This window comes from uncultured Gemmiger sp., from assembly GCA_944388105.1.
Taxonomy (GTDB): Bacteria; Bacillota; Clostridia; order Oscillospirales; family Ruminococcaceae; genus Gemmiger.
In genome coordinates, this window is record CALXHN010000013.1 from 24,437 (window position 1) to 39,535 (window position 15,099).

General features: G+C 60.9%; 14 protein-coding genes. 6 read left to right on the forward strand and 8 right to left on the reverse strand.

Annotation, left to right across the window (positions count from 1 at the left end; translation table 11 throughout):
• Positions 1-88 precede the first annotated feature (88 nt).
• Both Q0K17_RS02925 and Q0K17_RS02930 read left to right on the forward strand, forming a co-directional pair.
• A complete protein-coding gene (locus tag Q0K17_RS02925; RefSeq protein ID WP_294539769.1) occupies positions 89-943 on the forward strand; it encodes an AAA family ATPase in 855 nt (284 codons plus the stop codon).
• On the forward strand, positions 943-1,527 hold the full coding sequence (locus tag Q0K17_RS02930; RefSeq protein ID WP_294539772.1) for a pentapeptide repeat-containing protein: 585 nt from the start codon (positions 943-945) through the stop codon (positions 1,525-1,527). Before Q0K17_RS02925 ends, Q0K17_RS02930 begins: the two co-directional genes overlap by 1 nt.
• 58 nt (positions 1,528-1,585) lie before the next feature.
• Here Q0K17_RS02930 and Q0K17_RS02935 read toward each other — a convergent pair whose 3' ends face one another.
• Together Q0K17_RS02935 and Q0K17_RS02940 are read right to left on the reverse strand one after the other, a co-directional pair.
• Positions 1,586-2,305, reverse strand: a complete 720-nt coding sequence (locus Q0K17_RS02935; protein ID WP_294539775.1) for a YggS family pyridoxal phosphate-dependent enzyme — start codon at positions 2,303-2,305, stop codon at positions 1,586-1,588.
• Positions 2,306-2,307: 2 nt separating this feature from the next.
• Positions 2,308-2,868, reverse strand: coding sequence for a TIGR01440 family protein (locus tag Q0K17_RS02940; RefSeq protein WP_294539779.1), 561 nt, complete (start codon positions 2,866-2,868; stop codon positions 2,308-2,310).
• Between the two features lie 342 nt (positions 2,869-3,210).
• Between Q0K17_RS02940 and Q0K17_RS02945 the strand changes: the two genes are divergently transcribed.
• From Q0K17_RS02945 to Q0K17_RS02955, 3 genes are read left to right on the forward strand one after another with little or no spacing between them, the layout of a single operon-like run.
• Positions 3,211-3,639: an Lrp/AsnC family transcriptional regulator gene (locus Q0K17_RS02945; protein WP_294539782.1), complete on the forward strand. Its 429-nt coding sequence runs from the start codon at positions 3,211-3,213 to the stop codon at positions 3,637-3,639.
• A 39-nt stretch (positions 3,640-3,678) separates the two neighbouring features.
• On the forward strand, positions 3,679-4,107 hold the full coding sequence (locus Q0K17_RS02950) for a zinc ribbon domain-containing protein (protein ID WP_294539785.1): 429 nt from the start codon (positions 3,679-3,681) through the stop codon (positions 4,105-4,107).
• Between the two features lie 16 nt (positions 4,108-4,123).
• On the forward strand, positions 4,124-5,113 hold the full coding sequence (locus Q0K17_RS02955; protein WP_294539788.1) for a glycosyltransferase family 2 protein: 990 nt from the start codon (positions 4,124-4,126) through the stop codon (positions 5,111-5,113).
• 77 nt (positions 5,114-5,190) lie between these two features.
• On the opposite strand, the gene Q0K17_RS02960 is transcribed toward Q0K17_RS02955, so the two are convergent.
• From Q0K17_RS02960 to Q0K17_RS02985, 6 genes are all read right to left on the reverse strand, one after another.
• Complete coding sequence (locus Q0K17_RS02960; RefSeq protein WP_294539791.1) at positions 5,191-6,063, reverse strand: YitT family protein; 873 nt, start codon at positions 6,061-6,063, stop codon at positions 5,191-5,193.
• 37 nt (positions 6,064-6,100) lie between these two features.
• Positions 6,101-7,876 (reverse strand): hypothetical protein, encoded by a 1,776-nt coding sequence (locus Q0K17_RS02965; RefSeq protein WP_294539794.1) that lies wholly within the window; start codon positions 7,874-7,876, stop codon positions 6,101-6,103.
• A 105-nt stretch (positions 7,877-7,981) separates the two neighbouring features.
• Entirely contained in the window at positions 7,982-9,118 is a 1,137-nt protein-coding gene (locus tag Q0K17_RS02970; RefSeq protein WP_294539797.1) for a hypothetical protein, read from the reverse strand.
• A gap of 132 nt (positions 9,119-9,250) precedes the next feature.
• Positions 9,251-12,700 (reverse strand): transcription-repair coupling factor, encoded by a 3,450-nt coding sequence (gene mfd, locus Q0K17_RS02975; protein ID WP_294539800.1) that lies wholly within the window; start codon positions 12,698-12,700, stop codon positions 9,251-9,253.
• 137 nt (positions 12,701-12,837) lie between these two features.
• Positions 12,838-13,431, reverse strand: coding sequence for an aminoacyl-tRNA hydrolase (pth, locus tag Q0K17_RS02980; protein WP_294539803.1), 594 nt, complete (start codon positions 13,429-13,431; stop codon positions 12,838-12,840).
• 121 nt (positions 13,432-13,552) lie between these two features.
• Positions 13,553-14,284, reverse strand: a complete 732-nt coding sequence (locus Q0K17_RS02985) for a DapH/DapD/GlmU-related protein (protein WP_294539806.1) — start codon at positions 14,282-14,284, stop codon at positions 13,553-13,555.
• 405 nt (positions 14,285-14,689) lie between these two features.
• Between Q0K17_RS02985 and Q0K17_RS02990 the strand changes: the two genes are divergently transcribed.
• Positions 14,690-15,099: PEP/pyruvate-binding domain-containing protein (locus tag Q0K17_RS02990; protein ID WP_294539809.1), on the forward strand; the 410-nt coding region annotated here is incomplete at its 3' end.

The following is a 15,099-nucleotide window of genomic DNA, read 5'->3' on the forward strand; positions in this document are numbered from 1 at the left end:
AAACCGAATCCCACGGGCAGGACCCGTACTTTCCCGCGGTGTGCCCCGGCATGCCGCGGGTCTTTTTATCTTGCAGGCGAGGTGCGCCATGATCTATCTTTCCACTTTCCATTTTGCCACCGAAGAAGCGGAATGGCTGTTCTTTGCCGGGTTCCAGCGGACCTGCTACGATTCCTTCTACCCCTTCCAGATCTTCCCCCAGCGGGGTCTGCATGCTCTGGATCTGGCAGACATCACCATCCTGTACGGCGGCAACGGGTCGGGCAAGACCACCGCCCTGAACGTGATGGCCGAAACGCTGCACCTGCGCCGGGGCGCCCCTTTCAACGGCACCAGCTTTTTCAAGCCCTACTGTCAGCTGTGCTCCCCGCACCTGCTCCATCCCCTGCCAGACGCCAGCTGCATCCTGACCAGCGACGACGTGTTCGACACCATGCTGGACATGCGGGCCATCAACGAGGGGGTGGACCGGCGCCGGGATGAACTGCTGGCCGAGGCCAAAGAAGCCCGCAATGCCCAATTCCAGATGCACAGCCTGGAGGATTACGACCGGCTGAAACAGGTGGCCGAAGCCCGCCGCACCAGCCAGTCCCGGTATGCCCGACGGCGGGTGATGCCCAACGTGCGCACCCATTCCAACGGGGAGAGTGCCTTTCTCTTCTTCACCCAGAAGATCCGGGACGGGGCCTTGTACCTGCTGGACGAACCGGAAAACAGCCTTTCGCCCCGGCGGCAGATGGAACTGGCCCAATTCCTGCAGGAATCCGCCCGCTTTTACGGCTGCCAGTTCGTGCTGGCCACCCACTCCCCCTTCCTGCTGGCCATGCCGGGAGCGCGGGTGTATGATCTGGACAGCGACCCGGTCCGGCCCCGCCGCTGGACCGAGCTGGAAAATGTGCGGGCCTACTATGACTTTTTCAAGGAACACGAGGAGGAATTCTGATGGCTTCCAAGCTGCGGCGGCAGGGTGAGGTCCTGTCCGCCTTTGACCCCGGTGCCGAACTGCGGGACACCGAATTCATTGACTGTACGTTTGAGGGCTGCCGCTGGAACGGGGTGCGGGTGCAGAACTGCACCTTCTCCGGCTGCCGGTTCCTGCGGTGCCAGTTTTCGGCGGTGGTGTTCAGCTTCTGCCTGATGAAGGATGCGGTCATGGAAGGCTGCGCCTTCCGGGGCATCTCCTGGGGCGGTCTGCAGGGGCGCAGCGCCCTGGTGCAGCCCTTTGCCAGACTGAAAAACTGCGTGTTTCAGTACAACGAATTTTCCGGCATGGCGCTGGCCGGGTTCGATTTTTCCACCTGCCAGTTCCGGGAATGCGTGTTCGACGACTGCAAACTCACCGGGGCGGGATTCCATGGCGTCCCCCTGGGCCGCACCGCTTTTTCCCGGTGCGACCTGCAGAAAGCGGATTTCCGCATGGCGGAGGCTTACGCCATCAACCCCACTGACAACCGGATGAAGGGGGCCCGGTTCAGCTTTCCCGATGTGGTGGCTTTGCTGGACAGCAGCGGCATTCAGATTGAATAAAAAAACGGCCCGACCGGAACTGGTTATCCGGTCGGGCCGTTGTGTTGTCGGAACAAACTTATTTGGAATAATCCCGAGCGCCGTAAATGGCTGTACCGATGCGCACGATGGTGGCACCTTCCTTGATGGCGGCAATGAAGTCGCCGCTCATGCCCATGGACAGGATGGTCAGTCCCACACCGTACTGTTCCCGGGCATGGTTCAGCAGTTCCCGCATATCGGAGAAAAAGGCGCGGGTCTGGCTTTCGGTGGCATCGGCCGGGGGAATGGCCATCAGGCCCCGCAGTTCCACATGGTCCCGGGCGGTGGCCTGGTCCAGCAGGTCCCACAGCTCCTTCTCCCCTACCACGCCGCTCTTGGATGCTTCGCCGCCGATGTTCACCTCCACCAGGATCTGCTGCTTGACACCGGCAGCCTGGGCGGCATGGTCGATCTTGTCCAGCAGGCGCACACTGTCCACACTCTGGATCAGGGCTGCACGCCCCACCACCTTGTTGACCTTGTTGGTCTGCAGATGGCCGATGAAGTGGGCCAGCTTGTCCCCATAGGCACCGGCATCGTACTTTTCCACCAGTTCCTGGACATGGTTTTCGCCGAACACATCAATGGGCAGGTCGGCACTGGCACGGACTTCCTCCACCGTGCGGGTCTTGCAGGCCGCGCACAGAAGGATATCATCCGGGTAACGTCCGGCCTCCCGGGCGGCCTGGTTGATCTCTTCCCGGATGCGGGCAACGTTTTCGGCCATACGGGCCACATATTCCTGACTAAGCAACATGATCACCTTTCCTGATAAACCGCACGACAGCCGCCGATGTAAGGCGGACGGGTGCGTGCACACAAAATATTGGCACAGCCGATCTGGTTCAGGCTGAGCCGCACCGGCACCGCCACGCGGCGCAGGTGCATCCCGATGAGCGTGCCGCCGATGTCAATGCCGGCACCGGCGCGGACCTCTTCCACCAGAACGGGGTCACTGAATTTCTGCCAGCAGTTGGTGGCCCAGCTTCCGCCCGCATGAGGCTGCGGGATGGCGTTGACCTCGGTATAGCCGTACTTTTCGGCCGCTGCCCGCTCCAGGACAATGGCCCGGTTCAGATGTTCGCAGCACTGGGCCGCCAGATACAGCCCCTGCGCCTGCACCACCGGCAGAATGCCTGCCAGCACCGCGGCAGCGGCTTCCATACTGCTGTCCTTGCCAATATGGCCGCCCACGATCTCACTGCTGGAACAGCCCACCACAAAGATATCCCTCGGGCGCAGCTTGGCCGCTGCCAGCAGTTCTTCGGCAGCCTGACGGCTTTGTGCCGTGATGACGGCCGGATCAAAAGTTTGTGTCATGGTACGATCCCCCTTTGGATCCATTATACCACATAAAACCCGTATAACACAAAAGCCCGCTGGAAAGCGGGCCTTTGTGCATAGAGGGGTGGGAAAGTATATAAAGGTCAGTGAATGTCTTTGTTATGGTTATAATTATACAGTTTTCGGCTGAATTGTCAAACGAACATCTTGTAATTTTGTTTTCATTTTATTATAATTAGGCCAGAAATGCTTTACTTTATTCAGCGGCAACGGTCGAATGGAGTCGTTTTCCTCTTTTGTTGTTCTGCACAAGCATTATTTTCTTCATTTTATTTTTTTGTGCGCATTGAACAAAAAGTTGCCGTAAGGAGGTCATATATGGACGAACTGGACCGCAAAATCATCCAATTGATGCAGAAAAATGCCCGTATGCCGGTCAAGGAAATCGCCCAGCAGATCAGCCTGACCAGCCCCGCGGTATCCAGCCGTATCCATCGTCTGGAACAGGAGGGCGTCATTGGCGGATACACCGTGCTGCTGCACCGGCCGGACGAACCCAACCGGGTCCAGGCCCTGGTCTCGGTCCAGACAGCCCCTGCTGCCCGGGACGAATTTCTGGCGCTGGTGCAAAGCGAGCCGGAAGTGCTGCAGTGTTACCGGGTGACCGGTGTATATAATTTCACGGTCAAGGTCAGCTGTGCAGGCATTGAGGAGCTGGAGCACCTGCTGACCAAGCTGCAGCAGCTGGGGACCACCAACACCCAGATCATTCTGGCCACCCAGCTGGACCGTCAGCTGAATCCCTGACATCACGGATGTAACAAAAGAGGAAGGAGATCCTGTCCTGTGCTGATTTTCTGCAAGCATTGCGGGCTTTTGCTGCCCGCCCACGAGACGGTCTGTCCCCGGTGCGGCACCCCCGCGCCCCGGCCGTCCGCGCCGCCCGTCCGCACGCCCCTTTATGAGAGCGCTGCTCCCCAGCCGCCAAAGGAAGGCCCCCGCTATGATTCCCCTGCTGCGGAGCCCCGGAGTCCCATGGGTCTGGCCGGCTATTTCGGCTCCCTGATTTTGTTTGCGATCCCCCTGGTGGGCCTGATTTTCATGCTCATCTGGTCCATCAGTGACCGGGTGCGTCCCGAACGCCGCCGGCTGGCCCAGGCTTATCTGATCCGCACGGTGATCTTTTCGGCCCTGCTTCTGGTGGCGGCACTGGTTTTTTCGGCCATTATGAGCAGCGTGGCCTACCGGATGGTATATTATCCTTATTATTTCTGAGACAAGAGGTGCTTTGGTGAAAGCGAGTATCATCATTCCCAACATCAATGGAGCCGGATGGCTGCGGGATTCCATTGAGTCTGTCTGGGCACAGACCGAGCAGGACTTTGAGCTCATCATCATTGACAACGGCTCCACTGACGAGAGTCTGGAAATTGCCCGCAGTTATTGCGGCCGCCCCAACTATACCCTGATAGAAAACAAGACCAACACCGGTTTTTCTCACGCCGTGAACCAGGGCATTGCCATCGGGAAAGGCGAATACATGGTTCTGTTCAACAACGACGCTTTTGCGGAACCGGACTGGCTGGCCGAACTGATCCGCACGGCAGACGCCGATCCCCGCATCTTTGCGGTTTCCAGCCTGATGCTGCGCTACTATGAACCGGAACTGGCCGACGATGCCGGTGACTATGTGACCCTGCTGGGCTTTGCCTGCAAGCGGGGCGACGGACTGAAGGCCAGCCGGTATCAAAAGCCTTGCCGGATCTTCTCCGCCTGCGGGGGAGCGGCCCTGTACCGCAAATCCATCCTGGACAAGATCGGCGTGTTCGATGAGCTGTTCTTTGCCTATTATGAGGATGTGGATCTGAGCTGGCGCGCCAACAATTTCGGGTACAAGAATGTCTTTTGTCCCACGGCCCGCTGCCGCCACATCTGCGGAGCTTCCACCGGCGCGGTGCGCTACAATCCCTTCAAAAGCATCCAGAGCGGGCGGAACAGCATTCTGCTGCCCTACAAGAACATGCCGGCCCTGATGATCCTGCTGAACATTGTCCCCCTGGTGCTGGGATATCTTCTGAAGGTATTCATGTTCCGGCTTCGCGGCTTCGGGGGCGACTACGCCAAGGGATTTGCCGAGGCCCGGGTGGCCCTGCCCAAACTGAACAAACCGAAATTCCATTGGCGCAACCTGCCCAACTATATCTGGGTGGAGTTCAGCCTGATCGTGGGACTGTTCCGGTACATCGTGTACCGGGTGCAGCGCGCCCTGAAGATCACCTGATTTTTCCATGGAAAAGACCCGTCCCATGCAGTGTCTGCACTGCGTCGGACGGGTCTTTTTGTATGTATGAATCGGGCTCAGCGGTCGTTTTTCTCGGTGTTGCCCAGGACCAGACGGCGGAAGCCTTCGCCCTGGACCTCGTTGGCCTGAAGCATGATGGTAAAGCTGTTGGGGTCGATCTTCTTGATCTCGTGCTCGATCTCATACAGCTGCTTGCTGCTGCAGGCGCACAGCACCACATCCCGGGGATCGCCCTTGTAGCCGCCGTAGGCCTTGAGCAGGGTGGAACCGCGGTCCACGGTGCGCACGATGGCATCACTGATGGCAGGGCCGTTGTCGGTCACGATCATGGCCAGCATACAGGAATTGAAGCCGAACATCATCCAGTTGATGATGTAGGAGGTCAGGAAATTGAGGATCAGACCGTAGATGATGGTATCCACATCCCGGAAGACGATCCCGTTGGCCAGGATGACCGTAAGCGCCGCCCCGAAGGTCAGGTTGCCGAAGGGCATGTGGGGATGCTTGACCTTGATGGCCATGGTGATGAAGTCCATGCCGCCGGTGCTGGAGTTCTGCATGTAGATCAGGGCATCTCCGATGCCGCTGACAACACCGCCGCAGATGGCAGCCAGCATGCGGTCCCCGGTGTAGACCGGCAGCATGGGCAGCACCCAGTCGGAAAAGACGGCAAACATGATCATGCACCACACGCTGCGCAGGAAGAAGTCCCGTCCCAGCAATTTATAGCAGAACAGCACGATGGGGATATTGAGCAGGATGTTGGAGATACCGATGGGCATGCCGAACAGGTGGTACAGGATGGCGCCGATACCGGCCACACCGGTGATGGGCACCTGTGCGGCCACGGCAAAGCTGTACATGCCCAGGGCCGAGATAAAGCAGCCCAGTGTTTCAAGGAAGATGTGTTTCAGGCGTTTTTGGGTCATAGGGTCCTCTCTGTCTCTTTACGTTTCGTTTCGGGTCTTATTTTCTGCGGCGGCGATAGGTGCGTCCCCCGTCCTGGGCACGGCTGCGCAGGACCAGGACGGCCGCCGTCACACCGCCGACAAGCACCACACCGATGCCGATATACAGGGGCAGCATGCTGCTGGTCTGGCGCATCTCCTCCTGCTTTTCCAGGGTCTCGGGGTCAGGGGTGGGTTCCGGCGTGGGGCTGGGCGTGGGTGTGGGGGCCAGGGTCGGCGCGGGGGTGGTGTCCAGCAGACCGGCGGTGGGGTCCTGTACCGGGGCCGCCGTGGCCCGGGCCGTGGGGGCCGGGGTCGCCGTGGCCGGAGGCGCCGTGGGCGTGGGGACCGGGGTGGGGGTGGGATCATCCGGGCTGGTCACCGTGACCACCTGCGGGGTGGGCGTGGCCGCCGCCGGTGCCGGACTGGCCGTAGGCGTAGCGGCGGGCAGATCCTGCACGCAGGCCGCGGGAACGTTGGCCACCGTCACTGCGGTGGAACCGGCATCCGCCGTGCCCACAAAGGTCAGGTTGCTGAGGTAGTAGGCCGGCTCCCCTGCCGCCATGGCAAAGGTATGCGAGCCGGCCGTCAGCCCCGCAATGGTCAGGCAGCCCTGGGCATCGGTGGCCGCGGTGCGGGCCGTGCCGTCCAGCAGGAAGCTGATCTGTTTGCCGGCGTAAGCCGCACCCAGCTGCACCACCGCATCATAGGTCCCGGCACCGACCGGCAGCAGGCGTCCCACACTGCCGCCCCGGGTCAGAATGGCCGTCAGGGTCTCGGCATTCACATTCCGGGGCAGGGCGGTGATGGCGTCGGCCAGGGTCAGGGAGGCACTGCTCAGGTAATCGGTATACCCTGCCTCCGCATTCACACCGCATCGATCCAGCATGTCGGCGGGCAGGACCAGCAGCAGCGAACTCTGCTCATCCTGACCGTCCAGGCGGACGCCTTCCGCCTTTCCGGCATCGGTCAGCCAGACTTCCACAAAGCGGGCTTCGTCGTCACTGGTCTGGTAGACGCCCCGCAGGCCGCTGACCTGCCAGAATCCGCCGTAGTTTTCGCCGGTGCTGTCGTGCATGTCCTGCAGACCGAGGGTGAGGATCTCATACAGCTTTTTGGGGGAGACCTGCACCATAGCCAGAACGGTATTTTCGTCCACACAGGCAGCGGCCTGAGTGAGGCTTGTTCCCGCCGCCACATTGCCGGTCAGGCTGGCGCCGTCAACCAGTGCTGCCACCGGCAGGCCGCGCAGACCGTCCGCGACCTCGCCGGTCTGCTGCCCCAGCCATGCTGCGGCAGCGTTGGCAGCGGCGTCTGCGGCAAGGTCACCGAAGTTGGTTTCTTCCCGGTTGGCGGGACGCAGGGTTGTCCCCGCCGTCAGGTCCACGCTGGCCCACTGCTGCACCGTCACGGTGCTTTCGGCCGGCGTTTCTGCCGAGAGTGCCTGGGCGGTATCCGGCGGATAGCCCACGCCGGTCTGCACACTTCCCTGCATCCAGGAGGCGGGGAAGGAAGTCCAGGCGGTTTCCGGAGTCACCCGCAGGGGATTGGCGTTCTCCGGGGTGGCCGTTTCCGCGGTGGCGCTCTCCATGGTGGCGGCCTCGTCCGTGCCCTCTTCCTTTTCGGCGCCGGTGATCAGCCGGACAAGGTCCCCCAGCACGGGGACTTCCAGCAGGTTTTGAAACCAGCCTCCCTTGCCGCTGTCGGCGGAAGCCGCCAGCGCTGGGACCGGGGCCGCACAAAAGACGGTGGCCGCCAGCAGCAGGCTGGTCATACGCAGTTTCCAGTTGGTCATCAGGGTCCCTCCTTTGGATTTGATCTTCCTGTATAATTGAGAACGAATCTTCCCCAAAAAACAAAAAACGGGGCGCGCGCTTTGGCTCGCGCGTGCCCCGCTGTTTTATGCGGTTGTCTTGATTTTCGAGGCCTTGTAGGTGTTCATGGCCGAGGTATCCAGGTTCTGTTCCATGGCCGCACCGTCGGCGTAGAACTGGGCTTCCAGCTCCTCTTTCTTGAGCAGGCTGAGCAGGTCGTAGTTGGTCTTGAAGTTTTCCAGGGTATCGGCATCCAGAGGATTCACGTCGCACATGACGCCGATGCTCATGCCCAGGTCCACGGTGGTCCACACGCCCTTGCCGGCTGCATCCAGGGCATCGGTGAGGGTGGTGCCGTAGCTCTTCAGGGTATCGGGGGTGAGCAGCTGGCTGCCCACATAATAAGCGCCCATACCGGATTCCGGCGTGGCGCCCAGGGCTTCGATGGCCTGGGGCACATACTGGTCGGCGGCTTCATACATGGAGGTGAAGCGCTCGCTGCGGCCACTTTCGGAGGTAGCCCATTCATTCAGGGTGGCGGCGCATTCCTCCGCCAGGGCCTTGATCTGGGTGCTCTGGTCTTCGTCCGCGAAGGCATAGGAGGCGGAATCATACAGCGGCAGCTGCACCACATCCACATACCGGCATTCGTTGTTCAGGAAATCCAGGTAGTCTTCGTCGGTGACCGGGGTCTGGCCGTTCGCACCGTAAAGCAGTTCCAGGCAGGCGTCGGCCTTGGCACTGTTCAGCTCATACAGTTCCAGGGTGGCCTGACTGATGCCGTTGGCCTTGTACACATCCCCGTCGGATTCCCACATGGAGGCAGCGGTGTCGGCTGCTTCGGAGGTGGCGGCGTCTTCCAGGGTGGCGCCCAGCTCGGCAAACTTGGTCTCCACCGCCGCATAATACTGCAGGCTGCGCAGGGTCAGGCGCTGGAGGTAATCGGCGCCGTCGGTGGTGACTTCCTCATCCCCGATGGTGCCGGTGCATTCGGCCTTGAGCACCGCCTTCACGTTGTCGGCGGTCTCTCCGGTGGCCAGGTCGGCCAGGTCAGAGACGGTCTGATAGGCGTTGTACTGCGCCAGCAGGTAGATGCCGGCCGGGATCTCCACACCGCCGATGGTGCCCACCGTGGCGGGGGTGCTGATGGTGCAGCCGGTCACGCCCAGCAGCATGGCCAGGGCCAGCCCCAGGCTGAGGAATCTTGCATGTAAGGACTTCATATACGATAAACGCTCCTTTATACCTTTCGCTTGCGCTCCGCGGCGCATATATGAAGTGATTATACCGCTTTTTGGACTTCTTTGCAAGCAAAAGGGACTTTGGAACGCTCAGCTTTCACAAAAACGGCATATTCATCCCTTGGCACCGGGCAGAAGGGCTACCCCGTCCCGCAGAATGACCAGAGGGTCCTCCCCTTTCAGCACATGCAGGCTGACGTAAGGCCGGCCCACCGCACTGTACAGGACCCGGTGCGGCATGGCGTCCATCAGCGGGCCCAGCTGCGCCGGTCCCACCACATCGGAGTACAGGATCAGATCGTCGCCCTTTTGTACGATCTCCACAATGCCTGCCCGGGCAGCGGTGACGCGCACCAGCGAGACATCCACCAGGCTCTGCACGCACTTGGGCGGATCGCCGTAGCGGTCGATGAGTTCGTCCAGCACGTCCTCGGCCCCCGCGGCATCCTCGATGGCCGCAATGCGCTTGTACGCTTCGATGCGGCCTGCCGCATCGGGAATGTAGGTTTCGGGCAGGTAGGCATCGGCGGTCACATCCACCAGGCAATCGCTCTTGTCCGGTTCCGGAGGGCGCCCCTTGGCGGCGGCAATGGCCTGGTTCAGCATCTTGACATACAGTTCGTAGCCCACGGCTTCCATATGACCGTGCTGGCTGTGTCCCAGCAGGCTGCCGGCGCCCCGGATCTGCAGGTCACGCATGGCAATGCGGAAGCCGGACCCGAACGCGGTGAATTCCCGGATGGCCGAAAGGCGTTTGGCGGCGATTTCGGTCAGAACCGCATCCCGCCGGAAGGTGAAGTAGGCATACGCCTTGCGGGAGGAACGGCCCACCCGGCCGCGGATCTGGTACAGCTGGGAAAGGCCCATGCGGTCGGCATTCTCGATGACCAGGGTGTTGCAGTTGCGCACGTCCACACCGGTTTCGATGAGGGTGGTGCAGACCAGGATGTCGATCTCGTTGTCCAGCAGCTGGCGCCACACCACCGAGATCTGTTCCTCGGTCATCTTGCCGTGGGCAATGCCGATGCGGGCCCCGGGCGCCATCTTGCCCACCCGGGCGGCACATTGTTCGATGTCGTCCACCCGGTTGTGCAGATAGTAGACCTGCCCGCCCCGGGCCAGCTCCTTGCGGATGGCTTCCGAAAGGATGCCTTCGTCGTATTCCAGCACATAGGTCTCCACCGGCTGGCGCTCAATGGGCGGCTGCTCGATGGTGGACATATCCCGGATCCCGGACAAGGCCATATTCAGGGTGCGGGGAATGGGCGTAGCGGACAGGGTGAGCACGTCCACCCCCACAAAGTTTTCCTTGAGTTTTTCCTTGTGCTTGACGCCGAAACGCTGCTCTTCATCAATGATGAGCAGGCCCAGGTCCTTGAATTTCACGTCGTCGGACAGCAGGCGGTGGGTGCCCACCACAATATCCACGGTGCCGTCCCGGAGTCCCCGCAGAGTCTCCTTCTGTTCCCGGGCGCTGCGGTAGCGGGAGAGCAGGCCGATGCGGATGGGAAACGCCTCCATGCGGGCCATGGCGGTGTTGAAATGCTGCCAGGCCAGGATGGTGGTGGGGGCCAGAATGGCACATTGCTTGCCGCCCATAACGCACTTGAAGGCAGCCCGCAGGGCCACCTCGGTCTTGCCCACGCCCACGTCGCCGCAGAGCAGCCGGTCCATGGGCCAGGGCTGTTCCATATCGTGTTTGATCTCGGCGGTGCTGGTCAGCTGGTCGGGGGTCTCATCGTAGGCAAAGCGCTGTTCAAAGTCTCCCTGCCAAGTGTCGTCACAGGGGAAGGCATAGCCGTGGGCCTGCTTGCGTCGGGCATAGAGCTCAATGAGTTCTTTGGCCATGGCTTCGGTGGCGGCCCGCACCTTTTTGCGGGTCTTGGCCCATTCCCCGCCGCCCAGGCGGTTGAGCTTGACGTTTTCCGCATCGCCGGGGGCCGTATACCGGGAGAGCAGGTCCAGCTGGGTGACCGGCACATACAGGGCATCTCCCTTGGCGTACTCGATGCGCAGATAGTCCTTGATGACCCCCTGCACCTCCATGCGCCGGATGCCCGCATAGCGGCCGATGCCGTGGTTCTGGTGCACCACCAGGTCACCGGGGGTGATATCGGTGAGGCTGTCCAGCGCATCCTTGTTCCGTCGGATTTTCCGTTTTGCGGTGCCGCTCTGGCCGAAGGCACGGGCGGTCAGCAGCGCATATTTGGCAAAAGGCAGTTCACATCCGGCAGACAGCTGACCGGGCAGCACCTGCACCAGGCCGGGAGCGGCCGGGGTGTCCGGGTCGGTGGAGACCGTGCATCCCCTTCCCCGCAGGTCCTGGGCCAGACCGGCCACGGCGCGGGCGGTACCGGCCAGAACGGTGACCCCAAACCCGCGGCTGCGCAGGGGTTCCAGCTCCTCCCACAGAGCCGCCACCTCCCCGTTCCAGGAAGGCAGGTTGTGGGCGGGTGCATTGATGATCTCCTTCAGGGGCTGGTCCGGAATGCTGCGGGCAAAATTTTCGGCCAGCAGGGTGCGGCATTGTCCGGTTCTGCTCCACAGCCAGCCCGCATCGGCATACAGGTGATCCAGGCCCGCACAAAGAACGCCGTCCTCAAACAGGGCGGAAAACTCCTCGCCCCGGCGATAGTTGGCGGCGCGTTCGGCCTCCCGCACCGAGGCGGGTTCCTCCACGCAGAGCAGCGGGTCCTCAAAATAATCCAGCAGCGTGGCGGGCTGGGGATACCGCACATTCAGGTACTTGTCCATGGAGACCGGCAGGATCCCCGCATCCAGCTGGGCCAGATCGGGCGCCATGACCTGTTCCATGGCGGCGCGTTTTTTTCCGCGCTGGCGTTTCCAGTAAGCGCGCAGGGCTTCGGCCGCCTGGGCCGTGGCACCGAAAAGCACCTCCCGGGCGGGGCTGAGGTAGATCTTTTCCACCGGCTCATCCCGGCGCTGGGTGGACAGATCGAAGCTGTTCATGGTATCGATCTCATCCCCCCAGAATTCCACACGCACGGGGGATTTCATCTCGGGCGTGTACAGGTCCAGGATATCCCCGCGGATGGAAAACTGGCCCGGGCCTTCCACCCGGTCCCGGCGCACATAGCCTGCATCCAGCAGCATGGTGTTCAGTTCCTCCCGGGGAAGGGTGTCCCCGGGGCGCAGGGTGCGGGTATTGCGGCAGAAATCCTCTTTCGGGGTGGTGAACTGGGTCAGCCCCTCAACAGGCACGCAGACGGCCTGCAGGCGGCCGCCCACCAGGTCGCCCAGCACAGCCAGACGGCGGTACTCGTATTCCCGGGCGGTCCCCTCAATGGGGCGCAGCACATAGTCCCGGGCCGGGAACACCGCGGCCGGCACTCCTAGCGTGTTCAGGTCGGCGGCAAAGCGGGTGGCCTCGGCTTCGCCGGGGGTGACCACACACAGCGGGCGGTCCAGTTCCCGGGAAAGGGCCGCGTACACCTGGGCCCTGCCGGCGGCCGGCAGACCGAAAAGCGCACTGGCCCCCTTGCCGGACAGCGCATTGATGAGTTTTTTATGTTCCTGTGTTTGCTGGAAAAGTTCGTAAAACATAGAAGCAACCCATTTTCAGAAATATGAAATCCATCCTGCGGCAGATGCCGTCGATGGGCGTATACCCAAAAATCCCGGCCACCACGGCGGCGGCCAGGATCAGGAAAACAGAGTTGTATGTGCCCACGGCCCGCCTGTCAATGGTTGCAGCGGTTCTGGGCCTCGCCCAGCTTGCCATCCATGATCAGGCGGCAGGCGGTTTCAATATCAGGATAACGGTCGGTCATGGCCTTGGCCGCTTCCGGGGGAAACTTGCCCAGTACCCAGGCGGCCAGATCATATTCGGGATGGGGCTTGGCACCTACGCCGATGCGCACCCGGGGGAAGTCCTCCCCGCCCAGGCTCTGGATGATGCTCTTCAGGCCGTTATGCCCGCCGGCAGAGCCGCTGGCACGGATGCGCAGGTGACCGGGTTCCTGGGTGATGTCATCGCACAGGACGATCACATGGTCATGGGGGATCTTGTAAAACTGGGCCGCCGGGGCAATGCTCTGGCCGCTCAGGTTCATATATGTCAGAGGTTTGAGCAGCATGACCTTGTGGTCTCCCACCGTGGTCACACCGTACAGCCCCTGCCACTTGGATTTGGCAATATCGCATTTCCACTGTGCGGCCAGATAGTCCAGGGCCGCAAATCCGGCGTTGTGGCGGGTGCCTTCATATTTGGATTCCGGGTTGCCCAGACCGGCAATCAGCCAATCTGCCCCGGAAGTGTTGCTGAAAAATGACATAAAGAAGGGTTCTTCTCCTTTGGATATAATACCGTTTTTTCCGGCTGCGGTTCGCCACCACACCCGGTACGCCCCGGCGAATCCCGCCGCACGGCAACATTATAATAAGAACAGGGCGGGTTCAGCCTTTCTTTTCGGCTTCCAGCTTCTGCTTCTTGGCAATGTACTTCTGCAGCTTTCGTTCGCCCCAGGACGGCACATTGGCCTGTTTGGCGCGCTCGATACCCAGCGCGCCTTCCGGCACGTCCCTGCCGATGGTGGAACCGGCTGCCGTAAAGGCATGGTCCCCCACCGTGACCGGTGCCACCAGGTTGGTGTTGCAGCCAATAAAGCAGTAATCGCCGATGGTGGTGTGGAACTTGTCCTCGCCGTCATAGTTGCAGGTGACGGTGCCACAGCCGAAGTTGCAGTACTTGCCCACGGTGGCATCGCCGATGTAGGTCAGGTGGCTGACGGTGTTGCCCTCGGCAAAATCGGCATTCTTGGTCTCCACATAGGCTCCCAGGTGGACCCCCTCCCCTGTCCGGGTTCCGGTGCGCACATGGGTAAAGGGACCGATCTTGTTATTGGGTCCCAGGGCGCTGTCATAGCACTGGCTGGCGTTGACGGTGGAGTTCTGTCCTACCGTTGTGTTTTCCAGAAGGGTGTTGGGGCCGATGACGCAGCCAGACTCAATGACCGTGTTGCCCTGCAGGATGCAGCCGGGCAGAATGGTGACCCCGGGAGCAATGATCACCTCCGGGTCGATATATACGTCGTCGCTGATGAACTCGACGCCGTTTTCCAGGTGTTTCTGGAATGTTTCGGCAAACCGCTGCTTGGCAGCCAGATAGTTTTCTCTTGCAGAAGCCATGACAAAGGCCCTCCTTATAAATGTCGGCCATACAGGCAATCACAAACGAATCCGCCCGCAGGCGGCGCGGCGGCAGCACAATGCTCCGCGGCTTCCATTATAGCAGACGCCGCGGCAAATGAAAAGTAAGACTGACCCTCGCTTGCGGCATGGGAACAGCCCTGCGGAAAACTTTTTTCGAACTTTCCGCCCATTATAATTTACCTCATTTTTGGGCAAATTGCAAGAGAAACACGCAAAAATTTCGTCACTTTTTCAGTCAAAGCATTGCGCATTTTTTTAACAATCTACTGGTAATTCGGAGTTCGGTCTGTTATAATGGACTTTGCAATAAGTCCATGACTTTGCAGGCGTGTGCCATGGGTATGCGCCGGGAAGAAACCGTAGTACATATGGAGGTAAGATATGAGCAAGAAGTTCCTTTACCTGTTCAAAGAAGGTCATGACGCCTTCGGCGGTGACCAGACCACCATGAAGAACATTCTGGGTGGCAAGGGCGCCGGTCTGGCCGAGATGACCCACGCCGGCATGCCGGTTCCCCAGGGCTTCACCATCACCACCGAAGCCTGCACCCAGTATTATGCCGATCACCGCGAGATCAACGAAGAGATCCGCGCCGACATCTTCAAGTACATGGGTATCCTGGAAGAGCAGACCGGCAAGAAGTTCGGCGACATTGAGAACCCCCTGCTGGTTTCCGTCCGTTCCGGCGCCCGTATGTCCATGCCTGGCATGATGGACACCATCCTGAACCTGGGCCTGAACGACCAGGCTGTGGAAGGTCTGGCCAAGAAGACCGACAACCCCCGCTTCGC

Bases quoted from the DNA above. Each gene is read 5' to 3' on its own strand.
- Q0K17_RS02925 (WP_294539769.1), top strand. From the start codon at position 89: ATGATCTATCTTTCCACTTTCCATTTTGCCACCGAAGAAGCGGAATGG.
- Q0K17_RS02930 (WP_294539772.1), top strand. From the start codon at position 943: ATGGCTTCCAAGCTGCGGCGGCAGGGTGAGGTCCTGTCCGCCTTTGAC.
- Q0K17_RS02935 (WP_294539775.1), bottom strand. From the start codon at position 2,305: ATGTTGCTTAGTCAGGAATATGTGGCCCGTATGGCCGAAAACGTTGCC.
- Q0K17_RS02940 (WP_294539779.1), bottom strand. From the start codon at position 2,868: ATGACACAAACTTTTGATCCGGCCGTCATCACGGCACAAAGCCGTCAG.
- Q0K17_RS02945 (WP_294539782.1), top strand. From the start codon at position 3,211: ATGGACGAACTGGACCGCAAAATCATCCAATTGATGCAGAAAAATGCC.
- Q0K17_RS02960 (WP_294539791.1), bottom strand. From the start codon at position 6,063: ATGACCCAAAAACGCCTGAAACACATCTTCCTTGAAACACTGGGCTGC.
- Q0K17_RS02965 (WP_294539794.1), bottom strand. From the start codon at position 7,876: ATGACCAACTGGAAACTGCGTATGACCAGCCTGCTGCTGGCGGCCACC.
- Q0K17_RS02970 (WP_294539797.1), bottom strand. From the start codon at position 9,118: ATGAAGTCCTTACATGCAAGATTCCTCAGCCTGGGGCTGGCCCTGGCC.
- mfd (WP_294539800.1), bottom strand. From the start codon at position 12,700: ATGTTTTACGAACTTTTCCAGCAAACACAGGAACATAAAAAACTCATC.
- pth (WP_294539803.1), bottom strand. From the start codon at position 13,431: ATGTCATTTTTCAGCAACACTTCCGGGGCAGATTGGCTGATTGCCGGT.
- Q0K17_RS02985 (WP_294539806.1), bottom strand. From the start codon at position 14,284: ATGGCTTCTGCAAGAGAAAACTATCTGGCTGCCAAGCAGCGGTTTGCC.